Genomic DNA, 19,391 nt, shown 5'->3' with positions numbered 1-19,391 from the left:
TATATAGAAATGGAAAGGAGTCATCGGCATGAGCAAGATTGATGAATATATTGCAAAGCGAAGTAAAAAAAGTGATGATTTTGCTAGAGAATATAAGGAAGAAAATCAACAATTGCAGGTTGCGGTTGAAGTCCGTAATCTTCGTGATAAATTGGGAATGACACAACGTGAATTTGCAAAACTAGTTGGGAAACCACAGTCGACAATTGCTAGAATTGAAAGTGGTAAAATGAACGTTTCTATTAGCGTTCTTAATGAGATTGCAGACGCCACCAATCAACAATTGACAGTTAAGTTTGAACCAGTTGCAGTATAAAAGGGTTTCAGATAGTACAATTAAAAATGAGTTTTAATAAATTACGAATTTTTGGCGAAAAAATGGCGAAAGTTTGTAATTTATTTTTTTTGTTTATTTTTTATGGTGTAAATAAATTTTAAACAAAAGGAGAGCTCATACATGATTGTAAAAGAAAAAACACAACCATTTATTGTAGATAAAAAGCCTCACTTCAAGATGTATAAGTCCGGTAAATTATGGCTAACGGCCATGGTTACAACTTTGACTTTAGCTGGAGCAGGGGTGACAACTGTCGCACATGCTGATGAAAACACTACAGGTGCTAATTCATCAACTGCAGAAACTAAAGCAGGGGGTAATGCAGTAACCTCAACTACGGCTAATACAAGTGATAGTCAAGAGAATAGCAATGGGGGAAGTTCAACGAATTCGGTACCGGTGAATATTGACCATAGTCAGCTTGATCAAGCTGTACAGAAGGCTAAGGATTCTGGTATCACAAATGTGCATCAAGATCCAACCCAGTCAGCAACAGTTGGTCAAGATCAGATTAATCAAAAGTCTGACCAAATTACTAAAGATTATTCTGATCAAACTCAGAAGATTAATCAGCAAGTGGATCAATATAATCATGAAAAAGAAAATATTAAAAAGTATGATAATGCTATTGCTGATTCAACTTCATTGGAAAATGCTGTAAAACAAGCGCAATCTACTCCTGGTATTACAGTTATTAAGGATAACCCGAAGATTAGTAATATTCAGGCTGATGATAATTCAGTCGATGCATGGAAAAAAGATGCCGAAAGTGATTACTCAAAGCAAGTTTCTGACATTAATAATGCTATCGCTACTCAGAATCAGAATAACTCTAACTATGAAAAAGAATATGCTCAATATGTTGATACCATCAATAAACTTAAACAGGCAATTAAGGAAGTGGGCCTTAACTCAGACGAAACTGGAATTGATTTAGCTAAGCTTCAGCAAGCGTTGGCGTTTAATAACGAAAGAAATGCCCATATTCAAATTGATTCATCTTATAAAACTACTAACGGTACTAATAATCACACCAATTTACTAGTGGGCACACAAAATATTCCAGGAGACTTTGCTACAATTACTTGGACAAATCTAAACAATACTGTTTATCAAGGGCATAAAATTGTCAAAGTCATTGCTGTATTGTCGGATCTGAAATACAACTTAAAGGATGGTAAGTATACCGGAATTGTGCAAATTCCTAATGACCCTTCGGGATTCTTTAGTATTAGCGGTAATTCATTGGATATTGACTACACGTATTACGACGACAATGGTAATCAAATTACGTTTGGCGATAATGCATATCTATCTGCCGGAGGAATGGAATCATGGGATCATAATGGTTTAGATAGTGAAGGGGTGCAATTATTGTCTGATGGACAAGCACTCCACTTGCCAGGCTCTTCTATTATGGTTCATGATGGTAATCTATTGTATGCAGATACTAACAACACAGATTCAAGTAAAGGTGCCAAGATTCAATATGGTAGTCGGAATTTTGACAATGTTGAAAATTACTACCGTGAAGGTTTATTTAAGGTTACTGGTAATCATGTCAAAATTCGGTATACAGATATCTGGTCATCACCATCTGTTGGTAATTGGTTAGATAATAATGGATTACATGCTAGTGATGAGTTTGATGGAGTAACAACTAATAATTTTGGTGGCGTTACCGTTCCATTGAAAAAATCTACTGAACTTCACTATCATTTCGATGTAGCGAAATTACATCATAGCCCAGCTAATGAAACAATTAATTACCACTACACGAATCTAAATGTAACCACAACACCAACTAAGCAGTGGGCGGAAGATGGTCAAAACTCTGATAATAAGGTCTACTTTAATGGGGACACTGCTCATGCTTCCGTATCAGCAACCTTGAATGGGATTAACAACTACGATGGGATTAAGAACGGGTTTGCACTAACTGATGATTATTCACAGTTAGCTCCTGATGCTACTGTTACTGGTGCTACGGTAACTGAAAATGGTAAGGATACCACCGCTAACTACACGCTATCAGTCAAGGATGGCAAAGTTACCATGACTCGGAATAACACTGATGGGCTGCAAGATGGCACCTACACGCTTAATGTTGCCTTTAAGCTAAACGACAACGTGAAAGCAGGAACCCAATTGACTAATAAGGGGTATCTCACCATTGGTGACCATCAATTAGATGTAACGCCAAAGACCGTTACAACCACCACTCCAGATCCACATAAGGATGTTGATGCCGGTGAAGTTCAAGGTAAAGGTGACAAATCCATTAATGGTCAAACTGTAGCTAATGGTACGTTGACCACCTTTCCATTTACTACGGCTAACTTACCAGAAAACCGGGCCAAAAAGATTACTGATCGGGCGTCTGTTGATACCCTGGATCCTCATTTAACTTACCAGGGCTTTAAAGCTTATGTGATTGGTGATGACGGTAAGTTAGAAGATGTGACTAGTCACATCAAACTGGTGCAAAATGGACAAACCCTAACCTTCACCGAAGATAGTTATTTGATTAATCGGTATAATGCTGATCTTTCAAAGGCGGTTACGACACCAATTATTGATGTTTATGCTTACGTCAATGGAGCTAATGTTAAGATCAAAAATCAATACACGTTAATCCAAAATGGCGTTAAATATACATCAAACACGGTGGAATTGACCACACCCGAAAATCCAAAGCCGGTTAAAAAGGATTTAAACGAACAAGGTGTGGATATCAACGGTAAGACAGTTTTACCAGGATCTACTAATATCTATGAAGTCACGGCTGATTACGATCAATACAAAGGCATTCAAACTTCAGAAGACAACATTGCTAAGGGCTTCTACATTATTGATGATTATCCAGAAGATGCTTTAAATGCAGATACGAGTAAATTATCCGCTAAGGATAAAGATGGGAAAGCTGTAGACGGGTTAACTTACACAATTTACCAGTCAGTCGATCAAGCTCCTAAAGAAGTTCAAGCGGCCATTAAACGGAGCGGCATGCAAATTAAGGGAGCGTTTATCGTGGCTGCGGCTAAGGATCCGATGGATTACTTTACAAAATATGTTCAAACTGGTGATTCTGTAACGGTAAGTATGCCAATGATCGTTAAAGATGCTTACAACGGTACTTACACCAACACGGCTTATGAGGTCGATTTCGGACAAGGTTATGCTACTAATGTAGTTTCTAATAATGTACCAAAACTGACTCCAACGAAGAGTGCAGAAGATGGTAACGGTCAAACATTACAAAATAATGCAACGATTCAAATTGGCCAAACTTTTGATTATGTTCTTCATGGGGCCATCATTCCTGCAAATGAAGGTCATCCTTTAACCCAATATGGGGATTATGACGACTATGATCTGGATCATGATCAATATGAACATAAGTATCAAGCGGTTCTAACTACTGATGTAACTTTGAAAGATGGTACGGTACTCAAGAAGGGAACTGACGTTACCAAGTACGTTAAGGAAACAGTTGATGAAACGAATGGTGCAGTTGATTACGAATTTGACAAGGAATTCTTAGATCAAGTGGATACTGATAAATCAGCATTTGGTGCTGATATCCGGGCGTTCTTTACCCGAATTGCAGCCGGTGATGTTAAGAACCAATACACCAATTGGATCAACGGTAAACCATACTTGTCCAATACGTTTATCAGTCACACACCGAAACCAACTCCTAAGCCAACACCGGTGACACCAAAACTAACACCAAAGACTCCAACTCCAGAAACACCAAAGCCTGTTGTCGCAGCGGTTACTCCTGCACAACCAGCTCCGAAAAAGAAGTCATTACCACAAACTGGTAATGAATCTTCAGGATTATTTGGATTAGGCCTCATGGGCTTGTTAATGGCCATTGGTTCACTTGGATTTGGCTTTAAGAAGAAACAAAAGATCGACTAGAATTAACAAAATCATGTATGAGTAAAAGAGAGTAGCAATTAGCTACTCTCTTTTTGGTAATGAGGTGATTAAAATGGTACAAATTCAAAACTTATCTTTGCAGCAGTTAAAGTTCTCTTTAGCTGGAATCAAGGGTTCTGATAATTGGAATACAATGGAGAAACAAATTCCTATTGACCAGCAAGGGGAGTGTATTGAAGCCTTAGCTAGAGTAAAAGAACCTGAAAGAGTAATTCAACGCATGATTGTTGCTAAAAGAATGGATATGGTTAGAAAACACTAGTAACAAAAAAACTCCGTCACAATTTGTGAAGTGATGGAGTTTTTCGTTATTCATAGTGAGACCAAGCAGAATAGATATCAACTATTTTATTCTTTTTATCAACTTTATAAACGACTCGATGTTGAACATTCATTCTTCTGGAATAATTTCCAGAAATCGGCGGTTGTAGTTTTTCAAAACCTTGATTATCTTTAAAAGGATTCTTTTTTAGTTGATCAATAATTTTGTTAAATGATTCTTTTAAATTACTTTGTTTGACTTTTTTTAAGTCTGCCTTAGCAGAATTTTTAATGCGAACTTCGTAAAAACTATTATCGTTTTCCATTTTTAAAGTTTATCCCAATCAATTTCATCAATGTTAGTGAAACCACTATTATCTTTTTCTCTTTTCCGCACTATCTTACCGACACCAGCATTTTCAAGATACATGGTTTCTTGTAAGGAATCCCAATCAGCTTTACTAATTAAGACGGCATCTTCATTTTTCGATGAAGAGATAGTAACCGGAACGTGTGTATCATTAACTTGTTTTAAGAGGTTGTATAGATTTTTTCTTGCGTTAGTTGGTGTAAATACGCTGTCCATTATATTTTATCTCCCTTTTTATTTTAGTTTGATTATAGCGTACGTTAATACGTACGTCAACTTTTTCAAGGATAACTGTATTTACTTCATTTTAAATACATTCCAATTAAAGTAATTGGTGCAATTAAAGGTGACCACATAAAGATGAAAAAAGTGATCATTAATTTGATAATAAGGAAAATTAAAAACTCGGCCCCCGTTACAAAAATAACATAATTAGTGCTGCCCATACCTAATACCTTTTGCATTGTGAAAATATGACGAAACGGATAAGCTGCAATCGGATAACAAAGGCCTAGAACAACCAGTGCACTCCATTCTTTAAAGTTATAAGCCGAAGGGTTATTTTGTTCGGTCAATACAGCTATGATGATTAATACAGCGTAGCGACTAATTAAATAAAAGGTATCCATTTTGCGGAAAGTTTGATTGTAAAAGTTCTTTAATACAGCCATGATGACTTCCTCCCAATTCATTTTACTTTCTTTTACCTTTATTTTATTACCTTTGACCAAAAAGTCAAATAAACGTTAAGCAAAAGTCAAATTCATTGCTTCATAAAAAGCTGTCAAGTCATAAAATGGCGAAAAGTTGTATTGCTCGAATTTTATTTATTCTGAGAGTAAATAAGATTAAGGAGTGATATTATGATTCGTGTTTTTACTAAACCGGGTTGTCCACAATGTAAGATGACAACTAACTTTTTAATTAATCATCATATTAAGTTTATCAACCTAGATATTACGAAACATTCTCAATACCGCCAAAGTTTAATTAACCAAGGCTTTCAACGAGTACCAGTGGTCATGATCAATGAAAGCGAAAAATGGTCGGGTTTCCAGCCAGACCGGTTAAAAAAGCTTGATCAGCAACGTCATATGGGAATGGCCAGGTGATAGTATGACTGAGGTAAAAAGTAATAATCAAGATGGGAAGATCTTTCGTCAATCGATTCAGAAGTACCTTGATATAAGCGGCATTCCGTACACTCAAGATGGCCATTACCTACGTCTGAGAGATCATGACTCTTTAGTGGTTGACACTCGAATTACTCCGCACAAACCTTATGAGACTTTTTATTGGAATTCACAGGGGGAGGGTGGTGATTTATATAATTTTCTACGAGTCTATGGGCCAGATGGTAATGGTATGGATCGCCATGAAGCATACAAAACATTAACCAAGTTGCGTCCGGAATTAGCCAAAGCGCCAATCCACCGGGTAACCATTGCGCCGTATGATCGGAATCGGTGGCGACCTGGTTATGACACTGGAAAAGCCAAAAAGTATTTGACTAACGTCCGTAAACTGAATCCAAAATTAGTTGATGCCCTCTTTCAGATGAAAATTGTTCGGGAGTTGCGAAATGGTGATCTTTTCTTTGTATGGCGTGACCAAAAAATGAAAGAAATTGGCGGCGATGTCCAGGGTACGACAGTTGACCACCAAAAATTTGGTAAACGAGGAACACGGAAAATGATTGCTAAAGGATCACCTCGTGATTTTGGCTTTCACTTTTCGGTAAACAATGCTGGTAATACTAAAAAACTCTATGTTTTTGAGAGTCCCATTGATGCGTTATCCTTCTACAATTTACACCCCAATTTATCAGGCAAATGTGATTTTCTTTCTCTAAATGGTGCGGGTACTAAAGTTAAGACTATTCAAAACTTTATTAGTAAATATGGTATTCCTAACGAAGTTCATTTGGCCATGGATACTGATGACGCCGGTTTTAAGGGAATGTTGAGAGCTAAGGATCTTTTAAAGCCAGCTGGGGTTGGTGACCAAGGAATTGGTTGGGATCAAATGAAAGTTCTTTTTGATCAACCAGTTAGTAAATATAAGGATTGGAATGACGCCCTAAAAAATCAAGATCGTAAGTTATATGTTGAAGATATTAACCAAATTACAAATCGAAAACGGCAAGAAAAGGGTGAGACTTGGTTTAAGCGGATTGTTAATGAATATTACGGTGGCGAGTTGGGCAATAGTAAAGCCAAGACAAAAGTTCAAACAGCATCACCTCAGAAATTTGTTACTCAACCACCCCGGATAGAAAAGCGTAGCCCTGCTTTAAGTCGATAGTTTACTTAGTCTAATTATTTTTTTACAGGAGCTTTTAAATGGAAAATTTAACGATAAAATCAACGATTGAGAACACGATAACAGCTATTAGTAAGTATTGTCGAACGACTATGGGTGTCGGTAATAACGTGTTCTTTTATATGCCGTCATTATTTCGGACACGAAGTGATCAATGGGTGTTTGATGAAAATGGAGCATATTTGCCGTTAAATTATTTAGTGGAAACCGGCAAACCTCAGCAGGGAACCTTATCAATTACCATGAAGTTATGGGATAAGATTCATAATGAAGATATTCAAACTGTAGTGCTGGATGCGATCCCTTTGGGCCGGCCATTTTATAATCGCAGTTATCTGGTACCAGTGGGAATTTATCAACGCAAGCATTATTATGGCGTTGGGTTTTATTATCCACAATTAGCTGGTCGTGCTCAATTAGATATCACTGAACAATGGAAATTATCGATTGCTCATGATGATCATGAATATCAGTTTAAGCGACATTTATCGATGCCGATCGCACTGGATCCTTCGGTAAAGCCTAATGATTTAAAAATTAACGAATCCGGTCAGAATTTTTATAGAGACTTGATTACATATGACAATCAGCTTTATCAAGCCGCTGTTAAAGATGTCATAGCGCCAGTTAAAAATTATAACTATGTATTGCTGGATAATGATAAGTCTTATAATGAATTTGGTAGTCAAAGCATTGTGATTGGTCGATGGCCAAGGCTTACTGCTTTTTATGTACCAAGTGATGGGTGGTTAGCAAATCAATTAATGGTGTATAACCAGCAACCTCGAATTAATTCAACCATTTCACGATTTAATCATGTCGCACAATGGCAAGAGATAATTCGAGTTTTGCGTAACCGCGGAATGATTGATGAAGAGTTTGGTGAAATGTTAGAATCAGCAGATTCGATGACACAATTTTATACAGCGTTTTATAATTTATGTAATCAATCCGGAACCCAGTTTATTAAAATTGATGGTTTGCCTCACGATAATACGCTAGACGTCAATTTTCCGGAATTTCATGTAGCTGAAGCTTGATCAGCTGGATAACAAACATAAAGAGTAAAACGATATCTTGGCAACTCAAAATGGTAAAGTGGAATGTTTATTCAATAGTCTTTACCAGAAATAGAATGTAAGTTTATAATTGAAAATTAGTATAAAGTTTATCCTAAAGAAGGTGAAATAATGAGTAATGATAAAGTTCTTAATGAAACTCTTGATGAACTAACTACCTTAAGAGATGAGATGAACACATTTCGACCTCTTTCAAAAACGCAAACCAAACAATTAGAACGGAATATTCGAATTGAACATGTGTGGTCATCAAACGCTATTGAGGGTAGTTCTTTAAATAGATATGAGACAGCATCTATCCTGGATACCGGTATGACCATTCACAATGTTCCGCTAAAAGACGCAATGGCTGCGGTCGATCTAAACCAAGCCTATGATTATATGATGAATCTGGTAAGCGAAAAACAACCCTTAACTATTACCACTATTCGAGATTTAAATCGACTGGTTATGCTCAAAAACACAAATGAAAAAAGTGAGGCAGGTGCCTATCGGGCCATTGAAGTATGGCCATATGGAAGGGAAGATCGACACTACACAGCGCCACTAGATATTCCATTTGAAATGGATAAGTTAGTTAAATGGGCCAATGATGCAGCTATTAATGAACATCCAGTTAAGTATGCAGCTGATTTACATTATCGCTTTGTTTCAATTCATCCTTTTATTGATGGTAATGGTCGTACTTCTCGCTTGTTAATGAATTTTGCTTTAACGGAAGCAGGATATCCGGTAATTAATATTCAACCAGATAAAACGTCTCGGCAAGAATATATGCAAGCCTTATCACACGCTCAAGATACTGGAGATTTACTGCCCTTTGAAAGGTTAGTGGCAAATTATGTAAAAAAGACGCTTAATAACAGGCTAGGGATACTTAAGCAAAACGAGAAAAATATTGAAGACGCTAGAAAACAAACTTTACTGTTTAAACCCAAGCCACATGAAAGATAAACCAAAGAAGCACATGGCAATCTGCTATGTGTTTTTATTTTGGCGAAATTTGCCTTGTTATTCGAGATTATTACTGTTTTACAAGAAAACAATAACAAGGAAGGCTGGAACAAATGAGCTATGATTATTTAATTCTCAATGAAAAGAAAGATGCTTTTGAAAATTTTAAAAAGGCTCTTGGGGGCTCTCAAGGAATGTTCAATGGTCATTCCTATAAATTAGTTCATGCGCAAGGACACCTTTTAAAATTAGAGGATCCCGAATATCAAGTTCCGGAACAGTTGAGGGAACGTTATAAATCATGGGATCCCAAGTATATTCCATGGAATATTTCTGACTTTGCTTGGCGAAAACGTCCAAAAAATGATCAAGCAAGGAAACTGTTAAAACAAATTCGTGATGCAAGTAAAAATGCTAAAGCAATTGTAATTGCTACCGATGATGACCCTTCTGGAGAAGGGGAGTTAATTGCATGGGAAATTATTATAGCTATTCGATGGAATGGCCCGGTTTATCGTGAATACCATGATGATGAAGAAGCAGATTCGATTCGTAAGGCATTGAGTAATCTGAAAGATGTGTCTAATCCAGAACAAGATGGTGATTATCTTAAATCATCTACTCGAACTAAATGGGATTATCTTTCAATGCCGTTAACCAGATTGGCCACTTCATATGCAAGAAATGGTGGGTATTATGTTCGCAATTCAGTTAGGTTAGGCCGATTAAAGTCGACGATGGTGGCTTTTGTCTATCAACGATTACAAGAGATTCAAAACTATGTTAAGAAACCATATTATGAAGTTAAGTACCAGGATGATCAGGGGCATCTTTATGCTCGAAAGACACCTAAAAATGAAGACGAATTAAAAAAACTGCGCCACGCTGATAAAGCAAGTGCCGTTAAAGAAGCCTATCAATTTACTAATCCTGGACATGTTTCCGGGGTAAAGCGTACGACAAAACATCAATCACCAAAAACACTGCTAGATTTGTCAAAACTCGATGCCATTCTATCGAAACAAGGGTATCCTTCAAAAACGATTCAGGATGTCTACCAACAACTTTATCAGGAACACTATGTTTCCTATCCCCGGACGGAAGATAAATATATTACTTCTGATCAGTTTGCAACCCTGGTCCAGAATGCGATTAAGGTCGCAAAAGTAGTTGGGGTTGACCCTCAACTACTACAACATTGGGAACCACGTCCATCAATTGTGAAAGGGAAAGCAACACATGGAGCTAACCGATTTGGAAAACGAGTTCCAAGAGACTTAGACGAAATTAGAAACGTAGTTAAAAATGCAAATGACGGTGATTGTGCCGTGGATATTTATAGGTTAGTAGCGAAAAGTACCCTGGCAATTTTTGGTAATGATTACGAATATGAAGCCATCGAAGCCCAGATTGCAGAACACCCTGAATTTGTGACCCATTTTAACGTACCCGTCAACTATAACTACAAGTTAATTTTTAATTTAGGTAACTTACCGCAGCAACAAAAGCCAATTGGACAAGAAGCCAAAGTAATCATTGATGAAGGGGTGAATCCCAAGCCAAGTAAACCAACCAAGGAATGGCTTTACAAGCGACTTTCCAAGTATGGTAAGAATGGGATTGGCACAGCGGCAACACAGCAGTCAACAATGTCTGAATTAACACTTCCACAGGGCAAAGCTCATATGTTTAATGATGAACGGGGTATTTTATCATTAACTGATCAAGGCCTAATGGCCGCTTTATTAAGTCAAAATACTTTTATTGCAAATCCGCATATTACGGTGCAGCTATTTGACGGAATGGATCAGATTGGCAAGTTTGAAAAAGAACCAGATAAAGTATTAGCAACCGTTAATCAAGTCATCGATCATGATAACCCGATTATTGAAAAGAATGTCGACTTATTGGCTGGAAAATTTGAAAAACGAAAACAGCAAAATGCTAGTTTTTCAGATAATGATTATCAAGATATTACATTCAATGGTGAACATAAACGGATTAAAAAGGTCTGGGGATCACATCGTTTTACACCTGAAGAACTCAATCAGTTAGCTAATGGAGAGACGATTAGTTTCACGTACACGATTAAAGGAAAACCAAAGATTGTGAGTGGGAAATTAGGCAATGCTAAATTTCATGGTAAAAGTTACTTCGGCTTTATTGCTGATTTTAATCAAGATAAGTAAGGAGAATGAATATGCTTAAATTAACAGGAGAATTCACTAATCAATATGGATTAACTCATTATGATAATTTAACCGTCATGCGGTTTAAAACAAGTGGTGGAATGCTAAATATTCTATTGTCAGATGACCAATACTTGAATAATTTTGTATTAGATACGCAACCACAACCTGGCTCTAGATGGGAATTACTGTTGTGGGAGGACTTAGTACCGCAATTAAATATTATGGTTTTTCGACTTTCTTCCGCCCGAAAACTGGAGAACAGTCAGTCTAATCCACATGATCAACTCAATCAAGACTTTCCATCTGGTGTAAAGGAGAAAACCGATAAACGACAAGCAGGGCAAAAGGCTTCTGAAAGCTTTGAGCGAACTAAACAGCAATTACAAAATCAACAGCAAAGTATCAAACATCATGAAGATTATGTAGCGAAACCCCAACCGCCAATTCGGCAATTTGACACTGATAATGACAACGATAAGGGAGTAGATGATTTTGCCAATGATTACGACGCAGCTGCCGATCTTGATCAAACGGTTAAGGCTGATCAATATCAGGCTGGTTCTCAGTATCAAAACTATGATGACTTTGATATGCGGAAACGGGTACCAAAGAAAAAAACACCGGAGGATGATGCTGTTCAAATGGGTGATGCTGATGATATTGCTAAAGGTTTCTCAAAATTTGAAAAGGATGAAACTAGTACCGAAGCGAGTGATCATGACGAAGACGCCACTACTAATATTCCTCATCTTGATATCTAACCAGGGGAGGATTGCAAATGAATAATTATGAAACGCTGAAATCACTAAAAAGCAAGGGTTATTCACCAGCAGTGGTGGTTAAAAACATTAATCAGTTAAGTCGGCAATCGGCCAAAAGGTGGAGTCATCGTTCCTTTTTAAAAGAATTGAACAGCAGTCAACGACTAGCAATTGGTTATTTTAATGCTCATGTCTCGGATTTAACACAGTTACGAATCTATCAATTACGAGAAGCGTTAAGTTCGCAAAACTTGGATAGCCAATATTGGTTTGTCGCTGAACAGATTAAAGAAGATAAATGGATTGTTGAAAATCCCTTTATTATGCGGCACTTTACGGTGGTGTTTCAGGGCGGTCAGATTAAGTCCTATCAATATAAACTGGATGACGCTGACTTAGAATTTGTCACAACTGATAATCTAATCGAAGCGATTTTGCTCACACAGGTTTAGGGAGGTGGTTACAAAATGAGCTTAGAACAGACAATTAGTAATACTCCAATGATTGACCAGTACACAGATGATTTAACATTAGCTGCTAAACGGAATCCGGATCGTTATCAAGCATACGCTCGGGATCGGGAAATTAGTAAAATTATTGATTATCTAGGTCGTTTAACTAAAAATAACCCAATCCTTCTGGGAGAAGCCGGAGTTGGAAAAACTGCAATTGTGGAAGGTTTAGCTCGCCAAATTGCCTTAAATGAAGCTGGAAAAAAACTGAATGGTAAACACATTCGAGTCATGCAAATTGCGGCATTAGGCCAGCGAGATACAGTGCAAAAGATGTTAAAAATCATTGATGAGTTTCGTAAAACCAAAGGGCAAAATATTTTGTTTATTGATGAAATCCATACCATTATGGGGGCGGACCAAACTGGTGGAGCAATGGATCTAGGTGATGTTTTAAAACCAGCCATGGCCCGGGGAGAGATTCAATTAATTGGTTCCACTACGCAGGACGAATACAATAAATTCATTGCCAAAGATCCCGCTCTACAACGACGTTTTCAAGATCTAATTGTGGAAGAACCAGATCGTAATACGGCTATTCATATTGTGGACGGCACGAAAACGATGTACGAAAAGTATCATCAAGTTCACTATACTCAACAAGCAATTGTTGGTAGTGTTGATTTATCAACTCGATACATTGCTGATCGCTTTCTTCCTGACAAGGCCTTAGATTTAATTGATCAAGCGGGAGAAATTGCCAATCGCCATGGACAAACTAAAATTGATCTCAAGGATATTGCCATGGTTTTACAGATTATGCGTGGAATTCCAGTTACTAACATTTTGAAAAATGATAGTTTACGTTTACGCAATTTAGCTGAACGGTTATCCCAGGATGTGAAGGGGCAACGAGAGGCTATTAAGCAAGTGGCCAATGCAGTCACGATTGCTAAAGCCGGATTACAGGCCCCCAATAAACCGTTATGTTCATTTTTATTTTTAGGCACTACTGGGGTTGGTAAGACGGCATTGGCTCGGGCTTTAGCAAAAGCCATGTTTGATTCTGAGGAAGCCATGGTGCGGTTTGATATGTCGGAATTTTCGGAGCGTGATTCATTGGATCGTTTTCAATATATGGTGACAGATCAAATTAAGCGGAAACCATACTGTATTTTGCTATTTGATGAAATTGAGAAAGCTAGTACGGGTATTCATGATCGGCTGCTGCAAGTTCTAGATAATGGGGAGTTGCGTGATTCCCGTGGGCGGCGGACTAACTTTCGTAACTGCATTATTATTATGACCACTAACTTAGGAGCTGAATTAGTTGCTGATAAACAGTCATACAAGCTAGCGGTGGACGAAGTGGCACAATCTCACGAAACTCCTCGACAAAGAGATCGACGAGAAGAGTCATTTCGGAAAGAAGTTAGTTTGGAATTAACTAATATTTTCCGTCCCGAATTTGTCAACCGAATTGAACATAAAATTGTTTTCAATGTTTTAACAAGATCGATTATTAAACAAATTACGGTACATGATTTAAAGATTCTCAATCATCGTTTAGCAATTCGGGGATTTAGATTGCATTATGAAGATGATCTAGTGAACTACTTGGCTGATGTGGGAACTGACGTTGCCAATGGGGCTCGGCCACTTGAACGAGTCATTGAAAGGGATGTTACGGCACCGCTATCCATGATGTTATTACAACTGGAAAGTCAGCCGGACAATCGTTACCACACGATTGCAACCTCAGTGCTTGATCAACGGGCTGATTATGATCGAACAGCATTACAAAGACATAAGGTAAATGGACGAAAAGTTCTATTTCGACAGATTCCTGATAGTCAAGTTATAGATGATAAAGATGGAGAGAAGGTAAGTTAATGACAACAAATGCCATTATAAAAACGACTAAAAAGCGACAAGCTGCTGAAAAACAAAAGGAAAAGCTAGAAGCGCAACTTAAAACCATTCGGAAAAACATTCGAGATTATCAAGCCTTAGAGCGACAAGAGCTCATTGATCTAATTGGTAAAAAGTTGATGAAAGATTATGGGATCCATTCGGTGGAAGACTTTAATCGCTGGTATCAACAGGTTAGAAATCGAGTTCCGGTAGATCACGCAAATTAATCGACAAAAAGTGGCGAAACTTAACCCTTGGTGGTTTTTCATTAATCTGAATTCTGATCAGTTTGTGATCGAATTCAAATTAAGGGAGGCTTATACCAATGATGCAACCAGTGTTGAATCTGTGGGCCAAGTATCAATCGGTGGTTCAATATATGTATTTGGATGCTGATGTTGGACAATCAACCGCTAACACCATTCGAACGGTAGCGAATGACCTCAAAATTGCTGTACTTGTGGCAATGGGTGCTTCCATTATGTGGGGTGCCGGTCTGTATGGTGTCGGTGGTGATGAATCAGCTCGGGCAGCTAAGAAACGTTGGGGACGGGCAGCAATTGGGATTGTTGTTTGTGTCGGCGCTTGGTTCTTTACCTCATGGCTACAGGGCTATGGTGAACAAAACTTTAGCTAGTTAACTCTTTTAGAAATAGGAATCCTTCTTGGAAAGTTTCAAATTTATTTAGTTATGAATTTTTAACTTAACTTATCGACAGCCAAGAAGGATTTTTTATTATTTTTGGCACTAAAAAAGGACTTTCCATTCTAACCAGAATGAAAAGTCCCCGTAATAGTCCTCGTAAGGATACTATCGCTTATCCAATCACACACTAACATATTTAGATTAGACTATCAAGTACTAGCTATTTTTGGCGAAAGTTGCGGTTTAATGGCAGGTATTTAAATTAGGAAACGAATTAAATAACTATTTCTAAAGGAGTAAAAAGTATGGGTTTATTTAAGTCATTGCGAAAAAAGAATAAGCGCACCATGTTAGACGATAAATATACTGTATTTATGGTTTTGGCGGAAGATTACTTACCAAAGAATAATGATGCAGTTAAGGAAATTATTGATGATCTCTCGGCTTCAGAAAATGCAGATGGGGAAAAGCCACTAAAACAAACCTTACCGTTTGCCACGTTTAAGAATGCAGAAGATTTTCTAAACGAGTTAAGAACGTTATCTGCTAATGAATCTTCACCAATTCCCTTTAAATACATGGCTATTTGGGAATTTGATAAAAATCAAAAGCCTAAACCAGGTAAACCGGGTAGTGGTTCTGGGAATCCTCATGAATGGATTACCTTACCGAATTTTAAAGTATCCTATGATTTTGAAAATCTAACTAAGGTTCTTTTTGAAAGTATCTTTAACGATCCAAATAATGATGACGTACCCTATGATGAAAAAAAGCAAATTGCCGAAAGCCTTAAAGAGGCCTATATGAATTCGCTGGGAGTTGGTGAAGACCAAGTGGCGCATATCCCAACCGAAGCCGAAACTAGCCGGGGTGCAGTTAATTTAACGATTCCAGCATATGCTGACGTTCAGGATGAAGATGATGTTGGGGAAACACCAGCGGATACTACCACAGTTTATGACCCGGAAAGTAATACCTTTATTAATCCAGACGAAAAATCAGTGGCAAGCCAATCGCCTCAATCTCAAGTACCAAAGGATAATGCTGAATCGGCAAAAGATAAAGCTGTTCAGAATTTAAGTGAAGATAATATTGACAAAAATGATACCGATCTAGTAATCCCTAGTCGTGAAAAAAGGGCCAACAAGCGAACGATTAATGATGAAGTCAATGATGAGACGGCTGAAGCTCGACAAAAGGGATATGTTGAAGCACCGCAATTTGCGGTTAAAGTACTTGATCCCGTTAACCCAGGGCAACCGGGCTATGTCGATTATCAATTAAATCAGCAGAAAAAGACCTACAATGCTTATCTTAAGAATCTTGAAAAGAAAATTAATGATTCTAATGAAAAAGCAATTGTTAAGCAACGAGAAAGTTATCGTAAAGCGGCCGCTGAAACCATTGCTCAATTCAAGGAAGCTCACAAAAATGATTTAGATAATTTGCATGATGACATTTTCCATAAACTCTATGCTAAAAAAGAAGATGAAAGTAAGAAAGAAAATACTAAAATTGATGATCAAGAACAGCTAGAATTGAAAGAAGCCCAACGTGCTTATGAAAAACAACAAGAACAAATTCATGAGGACGCCAAAGCCAATCGGGCAGATTTAGAAAAACGTTTAACTGCTAAATATGATAAATTAGCCACTGATCAATTTACTAAGGACTCTGAAAAATTACTTAAGCAAAATGAACAAGAACAGGCTAAGTTACAGAAGCAACAGGATCGAAAATATGAAATTAAAGCTCGTGAGGATGCCGCTCAGTTAAGAATCAATGGTCAACAGGCATTACAGAAAGCCATGGAACATTATGATCATCAACTAAGTAAGGTGCGAACTAAAGTGACTGCCGAAGATATGAACGCACAACAAACAGTAACTGCGGCTAAGAGAGCGGAAACTGAAAGCAAAAGGGTTGATGCTCCTTATCAAGAAATTCGGGAAGCTAATCAAACCATTAGCGACTTGAAAGCTCAGTTATCCAAGGTAACTACAGAACGAGATAATTACCAAAAGGAATCGGTTGACCGCCATACTGAAGTTAAAAATTTGAATCATAAGTTAGATGCCGCCCGCAAAGATTACTCGGCCTTGAATAAGGAGTTGATTAACCAACAAATGTCGAATAGCAATAAGACCTCATCTGATAATTTGAACAGAATGGTTCAATTGATGATTACCCAACAATTAGCTAATCAAAAGCCCGAAAACAAACAGCAAGAGTCACCACAGTTAAAGACGCTTATGAAGGGTGCTAAGCGGACCATGATTGGTGGAATTACCGTGCTAGTCTTACTTATCGCTGGTGGAACCGGGTTATTTATCCATCAGCAAAATGTGAATAATGCACGGATTGCTAGTCTTACCAACACAATGAATCGGCGAGTTGCGGAAGCAAAGGCTGCAAAGGCCACTCCTCAACCAAGTCAGGCTGAAGTTGATAAGAAGGCACTAACCGCTTTACATGCTAACGATAGTAATGCGTTAAACAAATTGCAAACAGAAACGTATTATCAACTAGATAAAGCCATCATTGATAATAATGCGGACGCTGCTAATGCAGCCGTCAGTGCCATGGGTGACAATTTAAAAATGAATGATCGTTATCGATCAACGCAGGCAGAAAACTTATTAAAGAATGCCCATAATGATGATTTAGCTAACAAGGTAGCTGACGCTAATAAATAAGTGGCGAAAATGTTATTGAACGTGAATTTATTTATAAAGAAAGGATATGAAAGGAGTTTAAATTATGCTTAATTGGTTTATTAATAATCCGGTACAACGGTGGTTGTTTGAAAATAGTCACACATTCAATATTTTAGGTTCACAATTTCACTGGGATAATGCGGATCTTGTCGGAATTGTTTTAGTAATTCTACTGGGTGGTTTCTTATATTGGCGACGACGCAAGAACAATAATGTAGATGACTATTACTAAAACCAAAGTTTAGTAAATGATGACCTGGTGCCAATTTGGTACCAGGTCTTTTTTGTTGGCGAATATTGGCACAAACATCAAAGTTATTATAACTACAAATAAGGGTGGAAAATTTGGCTTGATTCTACCTGGTGAATGTTTTCATCCATGGATTGAAAAGAAGGGATTATAAATGGAAAAACAGAATAAGACGAAAGGACGCTATTGGGCCACTGCTTTATTAACCGTGAGCTTACTAAGCGTGGGTACGCTAACAGCCTCAACAGTGTTGGCAGATTCCACAGCTGATTCGGACGTTAGTTTACAAGTTAAACATACCCAAGTTTTACATTTTGTTGATAAAGATACAGGCAAAGTCGTTGGCACTCAATCATTAGTGCTGGACTCCAATGGTAAAACTTTTGCAGACAATACCAAGCTTAAATTACCTTCTGGGTACAAGCGGACGGATAAGTTTACGTACGATTTATCGAGCGTTACTGACGATTCAGACTTACATTACACAACTACTAAATCTGGCCAAAAAGTATGGAACGTCTTCGTTTCCAAAGTCGATGATGATCAAGTAGCTGGTAAGTCTGGAAAAACCGTAACCGCTACTACCACGGTCACAGATAAAGATGGTACGACAACCACCACTACCACTACGACAACCAGTAACGGCAGTACTTCATCAACTTCCACTACTAATCAAAGTGATGGAGATAACGATTCTTCTGACAGTAGTTCAAATGAAAGTTCAAATTCTACTAGTAGTAAGAGAGATTCTTCATCTAATGATGATGCATCGACTAACGATAGTAATACTACCAATGCTGATTCCAGCTCAGATAATTCTGATTCCGACACCGCTGTTTCCTCGGCCAATAGTACGAGTTCAACATCATCAGCATCAGATCAGAATGATCATGGCAATGGGAGTACAAACGGCAATAGTAATACGCAACCGTCTGCAGCCAATAGCAGTTCTGCTAGTTCAGCACCTGCATCGAGTAGTTCATCAAGTGGTTCTTCGTCTGATAATGGTCAAAGCCCAGCAGCTAATGGTAATAACACTACTGGTCAAGGGCAAAATGGCGCAAATCAGACCTTACCGCAAACTGGCATGCACAAGCATAATTTCTTAATTTTGGCCTTAATGAATTTAGGAAATTGGATTAGTACTGTGTTCCATTAAATCAACCAATCAACGTTATGAATCCCTAA

The 19,391-nt window shown here is 37.8% G+C and carries 19 protein-coding genes; 16 read left to right on the top strand and 3 right to left on the bottom strand.

Annotated features, from left to right (window positions below):
* The first annotated feature begins 28 nt into the window (after nucleotides 1–28).
* From Q0C76_RS04525 to Q0C76_RS04515, 3 genes are all read left to right on the top strand, one after another.
* Complete coding sequence (locus Q0C76_RS04525; RefSeq protein ID WP_295730249.1) at nucleotides 29–316, top strand: helix-turn-helix domain-containing protein; 288 nt, start codon at nucleotides 29–31, stop codon at nucleotides 314–316.
* Nucleotides 317–457: 141 nt separating this feature from the next.
* Entirely contained in the window at nucleotides 458–4,264 is a 3,807-nt protein-coding gene (locus Q0C76_RS04520) for an SspB-related isopeptide-forming adhesin (RefSeq protein WP_295730247.1), read from the top strand.
* A gap of 73 nt (nucleotides 4,265–4,337) precedes the next feature.
* Nucleotides 4,338–4,547, top strand: a complete 210-nt coding sequence (locus Q0C76_RS04515; protein ID WP_295730244.1) for a hypothetical protein — start codon at nucleotides 4,338–4,340, stop codon at nucleotides 4,545–4,547.
* Between the two features lie 46 nt (nucleotides 4,548–4,593).
* On the opposite strand, the gene Q0C76_RS04510 is transcribed toward Q0C76_RS04515, so the two are convergent.
* From Q0C76_RS04510 to Q0C76_RS04500, 3 genes are all read right to left on the bottom strand, one after another.
* On the bottom strand, nucleotides 4,594–4,872 hold the full coding sequence (locus Q0C76_RS04510) for a Txe/YoeB family addiction module toxin (protein WP_295730243.1): 279 nt from the start codon (nucleotides 4,870–4,872) through the stop codon (nucleotides 4,594–4,596).
* 2 nt (nucleotides 4,873–4,874) lie between these two features.
* Nucleotides 4,875–5,132 (bottom strand): type II toxin-antitoxin system Phd/YefM family antitoxin, encoded by a 258-nt coding sequence (locus Q0C76_RS04505; RefSeq protein WP_295730241.1) that lies wholly within the window; start codon nucleotides 5,130–5,132, stop codon nucleotides 4,875–4,877.
* A gap of 86 nt (nucleotides 5,133–5,218) precedes the next feature.
* A complete protein-coding gene (locus Q0C76_RS04500) occupies nucleotides 5,219–5,587 on the bottom strand; it encodes a hypothetical protein (protein WP_295730240.1) in 369 nt (122 codons plus the stop codon).
* Between the two features lie 192 nt (nucleotides 5,588–5,779).
* Between Q0C76_RS04500 and nrdH the strand changes: the two genes are divergently transcribed.
* From nrdH to Q0C76_RS04435, 13 genes are all read left to right on the top strand, one after another.
* Entirely contained in the window at nucleotides 5,780–6,028 is a 249-nt protein-coding gene (nrdH, locus tag Q0C76_RS04495; protein ID WP_295730237.1) for a glutaredoxin-like protein NrdH, read from the top strand.
* 4 nt (nucleotides 6,029–6,032) lie between these two features.
* Nucleotides 6,033–7,220: a toprim domain-containing protein gene (locus Q0C76_RS04490; protein WP_295730234.1), complete on the top strand. Its 1,188-nt coding sequence runs from the start codon at nucleotides 6,033–6,035 to the stop codon at nucleotides 7,218–7,220.
* Nucleotides 7,221–7,258: 38 nt separating this feature from the next.
* Nucleotides 7,259–8,278, top strand: a complete 1,020-nt coding sequence (locus tag Q0C76_RS04485; protein ID WP_295730231.1) for a hypothetical protein — start codon at nucleotides 7,259–7,261, stop codon at nucleotides 8,276–8,278.
* Nucleotides 8,279–8,428: 150 nt separating this feature from the next.
* Entirely contained in the window at nucleotides 8,429–9,271 is an 843-nt protein-coding gene (locus Q0C76_RS04480) for a Fic family protein (RefSeq protein WP_295730228.1), read from the top strand.
* Nucleotides 9,272–9,384: 113 nt separating this feature from the next.
* Nucleotides 9,385–11,460 carry a DNA topoisomerase gene (locus tag Q0C76_RS04475; protein ID WP_295730225.1) on the top strand — a complete coding sequence of 692 codons (2,076 nt, stop codon included), beginning with the start codon at nucleotides 9,385–9,387 and terminating at the stop codon, nucleotides 11,458–11,460.
* An 11-nt stretch (nucleotides 11,461–11,471) separates the two neighbouring features.
* On the top strand, nucleotides 11,472–12,224 hold the full coding sequence (locus Q0C76_RS04470) for a hypothetical protein (RefSeq protein ID WP_295730221.1): 753 nt from the start codon (nucleotides 11,472–11,474) through the stop codon (nucleotides 12,222–12,224).
* Nucleotides 12,225–12,241: 17 nt separating this feature from the next.
* Nucleotides 12,242–12,676, top strand: a complete 435-nt coding sequence (locus Q0C76_RS04465) for a hypothetical protein (RefSeq protein WP_295730219.1) — start codon at nucleotides 12,242–12,244, stop codon at nucleotides 12,674–12,676.
* A 15-nt stretch (nucleotides 12,677–12,691) separates the two neighbouring features.
* On the top strand, nucleotides 12,692–14,569 hold the full coding sequence (locus Q0C76_RS04460) for an AAA family ATPase (RefSeq protein WP_295730216.1): 1,878 nt from the start codon (nucleotides 12,692–12,694) through the stop codon (nucleotides 14,567–14,569).
* Nucleotides 14,569–14,817, top strand: a complete 249-nt coding sequence (locus Q0C76_RS04455; RefSeq protein WP_295730214.1) for a hypothetical protein — start codon at nucleotides 14,569–14,571, stop codon at nucleotides 14,815–14,817. The genes Q0C76_RS04460 and Q0C76_RS04455 overlap by 1 nt, the downstream gene beginning before the upstream one ends.
* 98 nt (nucleotides 14,818–14,915) lie before the next feature.
* Nucleotides 14,916–15,227 carry a hypothetical protein gene (locus tag Q0C76_RS04450; protein WP_295730212.1) on the top strand — a complete coding sequence of 104 codons (312 nt, stop codon included), beginning with the start codon at nucleotides 14,916–14,918 and terminating at the stop codon, nucleotides 15,225–15,227.
* Between the two features lie 314 nt (nucleotides 15,228–15,541).
* A complete protein-coding gene (locus Q0C76_RS04445) occupies nucleotides 15,542–17,932 on the top strand; it encodes a hypothetical protein (RefSeq protein ID WP_295730210.1) in 2,391 nt (796 codons plus the stop codon).
* A gap of 64 nt (nucleotides 17,933–17,996) precedes the next feature.
* Nucleotides 17,997–18,185, top strand: a complete 189-nt coding sequence (locus Q0C76_RS04440) for an LPXTG cell wall anchor domain-containing protein (RefSeq protein WP_295730208.1) — start codon at nucleotides 17,997–17,999, stop codon at nucleotides 18,183–18,185.
* Nucleotides 18,186–18,357: 172 nt separating this feature from the next.
* Nucleotides 18,358–19,362, top strand: a complete 1,005-nt coding sequence (locus tag Q0C76_RS04435) for a hypothetical protein (RefSeq protein WP_295730206.1) — start codon at nucleotides 18,358–18,360, stop codon at nucleotides 19,360–19,362.
* Nucleotides 19,363–19,391 lie beyond the last annotated feature (29 nt).

The sequence above is a fragment of the uncultured Limosilactobacillus sp. genome, from assembly GCF_934202705.1.
Classification (GTDB): domain Bacteria; phylum Bacillota; class Bacilli; order Lactobacillales; family Lactobacillaceae; genus Limosilactobacillus.
Note: the sequence above shows the minus strand (reverse complement) of the source record. Positions and strands in the feature narration are given on the sequence as shown.

What these genes read in the sequence shown, in the direction of transcription:
- Q0C76_RS04435 (WP_295730206.1), top strand. Translation starts at nt 18,358, where the DNA reads ATGGAAAAACAGAATAAGACGAAAGGACGCTATTGGGCCACTGCTTTA.
- Q0C76_RS04480 (WP_295730228.1), top strand. Translation starts at nt 8,429, where the DNA reads ATGAGTAATGATAAAGTTCTTAATGAAACTCTTGATGAACTAACTACC.
- Q0C76_RS04490 (WP_295730234.1), top strand. Translation starts at nt 6,033, where the DNA reads ATGACTGAGGTAAAAAGTAATAATCAAGATGGGAAGATCTTTCGTCAA.
- Q0C76_RS04505 (WP_295730241.1), bottom strand. Translation starts at nt 5,132, where the DNA reads ATGGACAGCGTATTTACACCAACTAACGCAAGAAAAAATCTATACAAC.
- Q0C76_RS04520 (WP_295730247.1), top strand. Translation starts at nt 458, where the DNA reads ATGATTGTAAAAGAAAAAACACAACCATTTATTGTAGATAAAAAGCCT.
- Q0C76_RS04455 (WP_295730214.1), top strand. Translation starts at nt 14,569, where the DNA reads ATGACAACAAATGCCATTATAAAAACGACTAAAAAGCGACAAGCTGCT.
- Q0C76_RS04500 (WP_295730240.1), bottom strand. Translation starts at nt 5,587, where the DNA reads ATGGCTGTATTAAAGAACTTTTACAATCAAACTTTCCGCAAAATGGAT.
- Q0C76_RS04460 (WP_295730216.1), top strand. Translation starts at nt 12,692, where the DNA reads ATGAGCTTAGAACAGACAATTAGTAATACTCCAATGATTGACCAGTAC.
- Q0C76_RS04510 (WP_295730243.1), bottom strand. Translation starts at nt 4,872, where the DNA reads ATGGAAAACGATAATAGTTTTTACGAAGTTCGCATTAAAAATTCTGCT.
- Q0C76_RS04525 (WP_295730249.1), top strand. Translation starts at nt 29, where the DNA reads ATGAGCAAGATTGATGAATATATTGCAAAGCGAAGTAAAAAAAGTGAT.
- Q0C76_RS04440 (WP_295730208.1), top strand. Translation starts at nt 17,997, where the DNA reads ATGCTTAATTGGTTTATTAATAATCCGGTACAACGGTGGTTGTTTGAA.
- Q0C76_RS04485 (WP_295730231.1), top strand. Translation starts at nt 7,259, where the DNA reads ATGGAAAATTTAACGATAAAATCAACGATTGAGAACACGATAACAGCT.
- Q0C76_RS04465 (WP_295730219.1), top strand. Translation starts at nt 12,242, where the DNA reads ATGAATAATTATGAAACGCTGAAATCACTAAAAAGCAAGGGTTATTCA.
- Q0C76_RS04445 (WP_295730210.1), top strand. Translation starts at nt 15,542, where the DNA reads ATGGGTTTATTTAAGTCATTGCGAAAAAAGAATAAGCGCACCATGTTA.
- Q0C76_RS04470 (WP_295730221.1), top strand. Translation starts at nt 11,472, where the DNA reads ATGCTTAAATTAACAGGAGAATTCACTAATCAATATGGATTAACTCAT.
- Q0C76_RS04515 (WP_295730244.1), top strand. Translation starts at nt 4,338, where the DNA reads ATGGTACAAATTCAAAACTTATCTTTGCAGCAGTTAAAGTTCTCTTTA.
- Q0C76_RS04475 (WP_295730225.1), top strand. Translation starts at nt 9,385, where the DNA reads ATGAGCTATGATTATTTAATTCTCAATGAAAAGAAAGATGCTTTTGAA.
- Q0C76_RS04450 (WP_295730212.1), top strand. Translation starts at nt 14,916, where the DNA reads ATGATGCAACCAGTGTTGAATCTGTGGGCCAAGTATCAATCGGTGGTT.
- nrdH (WP_295730237.1), top strand. Translation starts at nt 5,780, where the DNA reads ATGATTCGTGTTTTTACTAAACCGGGTTGTCCACAATGTAAGATGACA.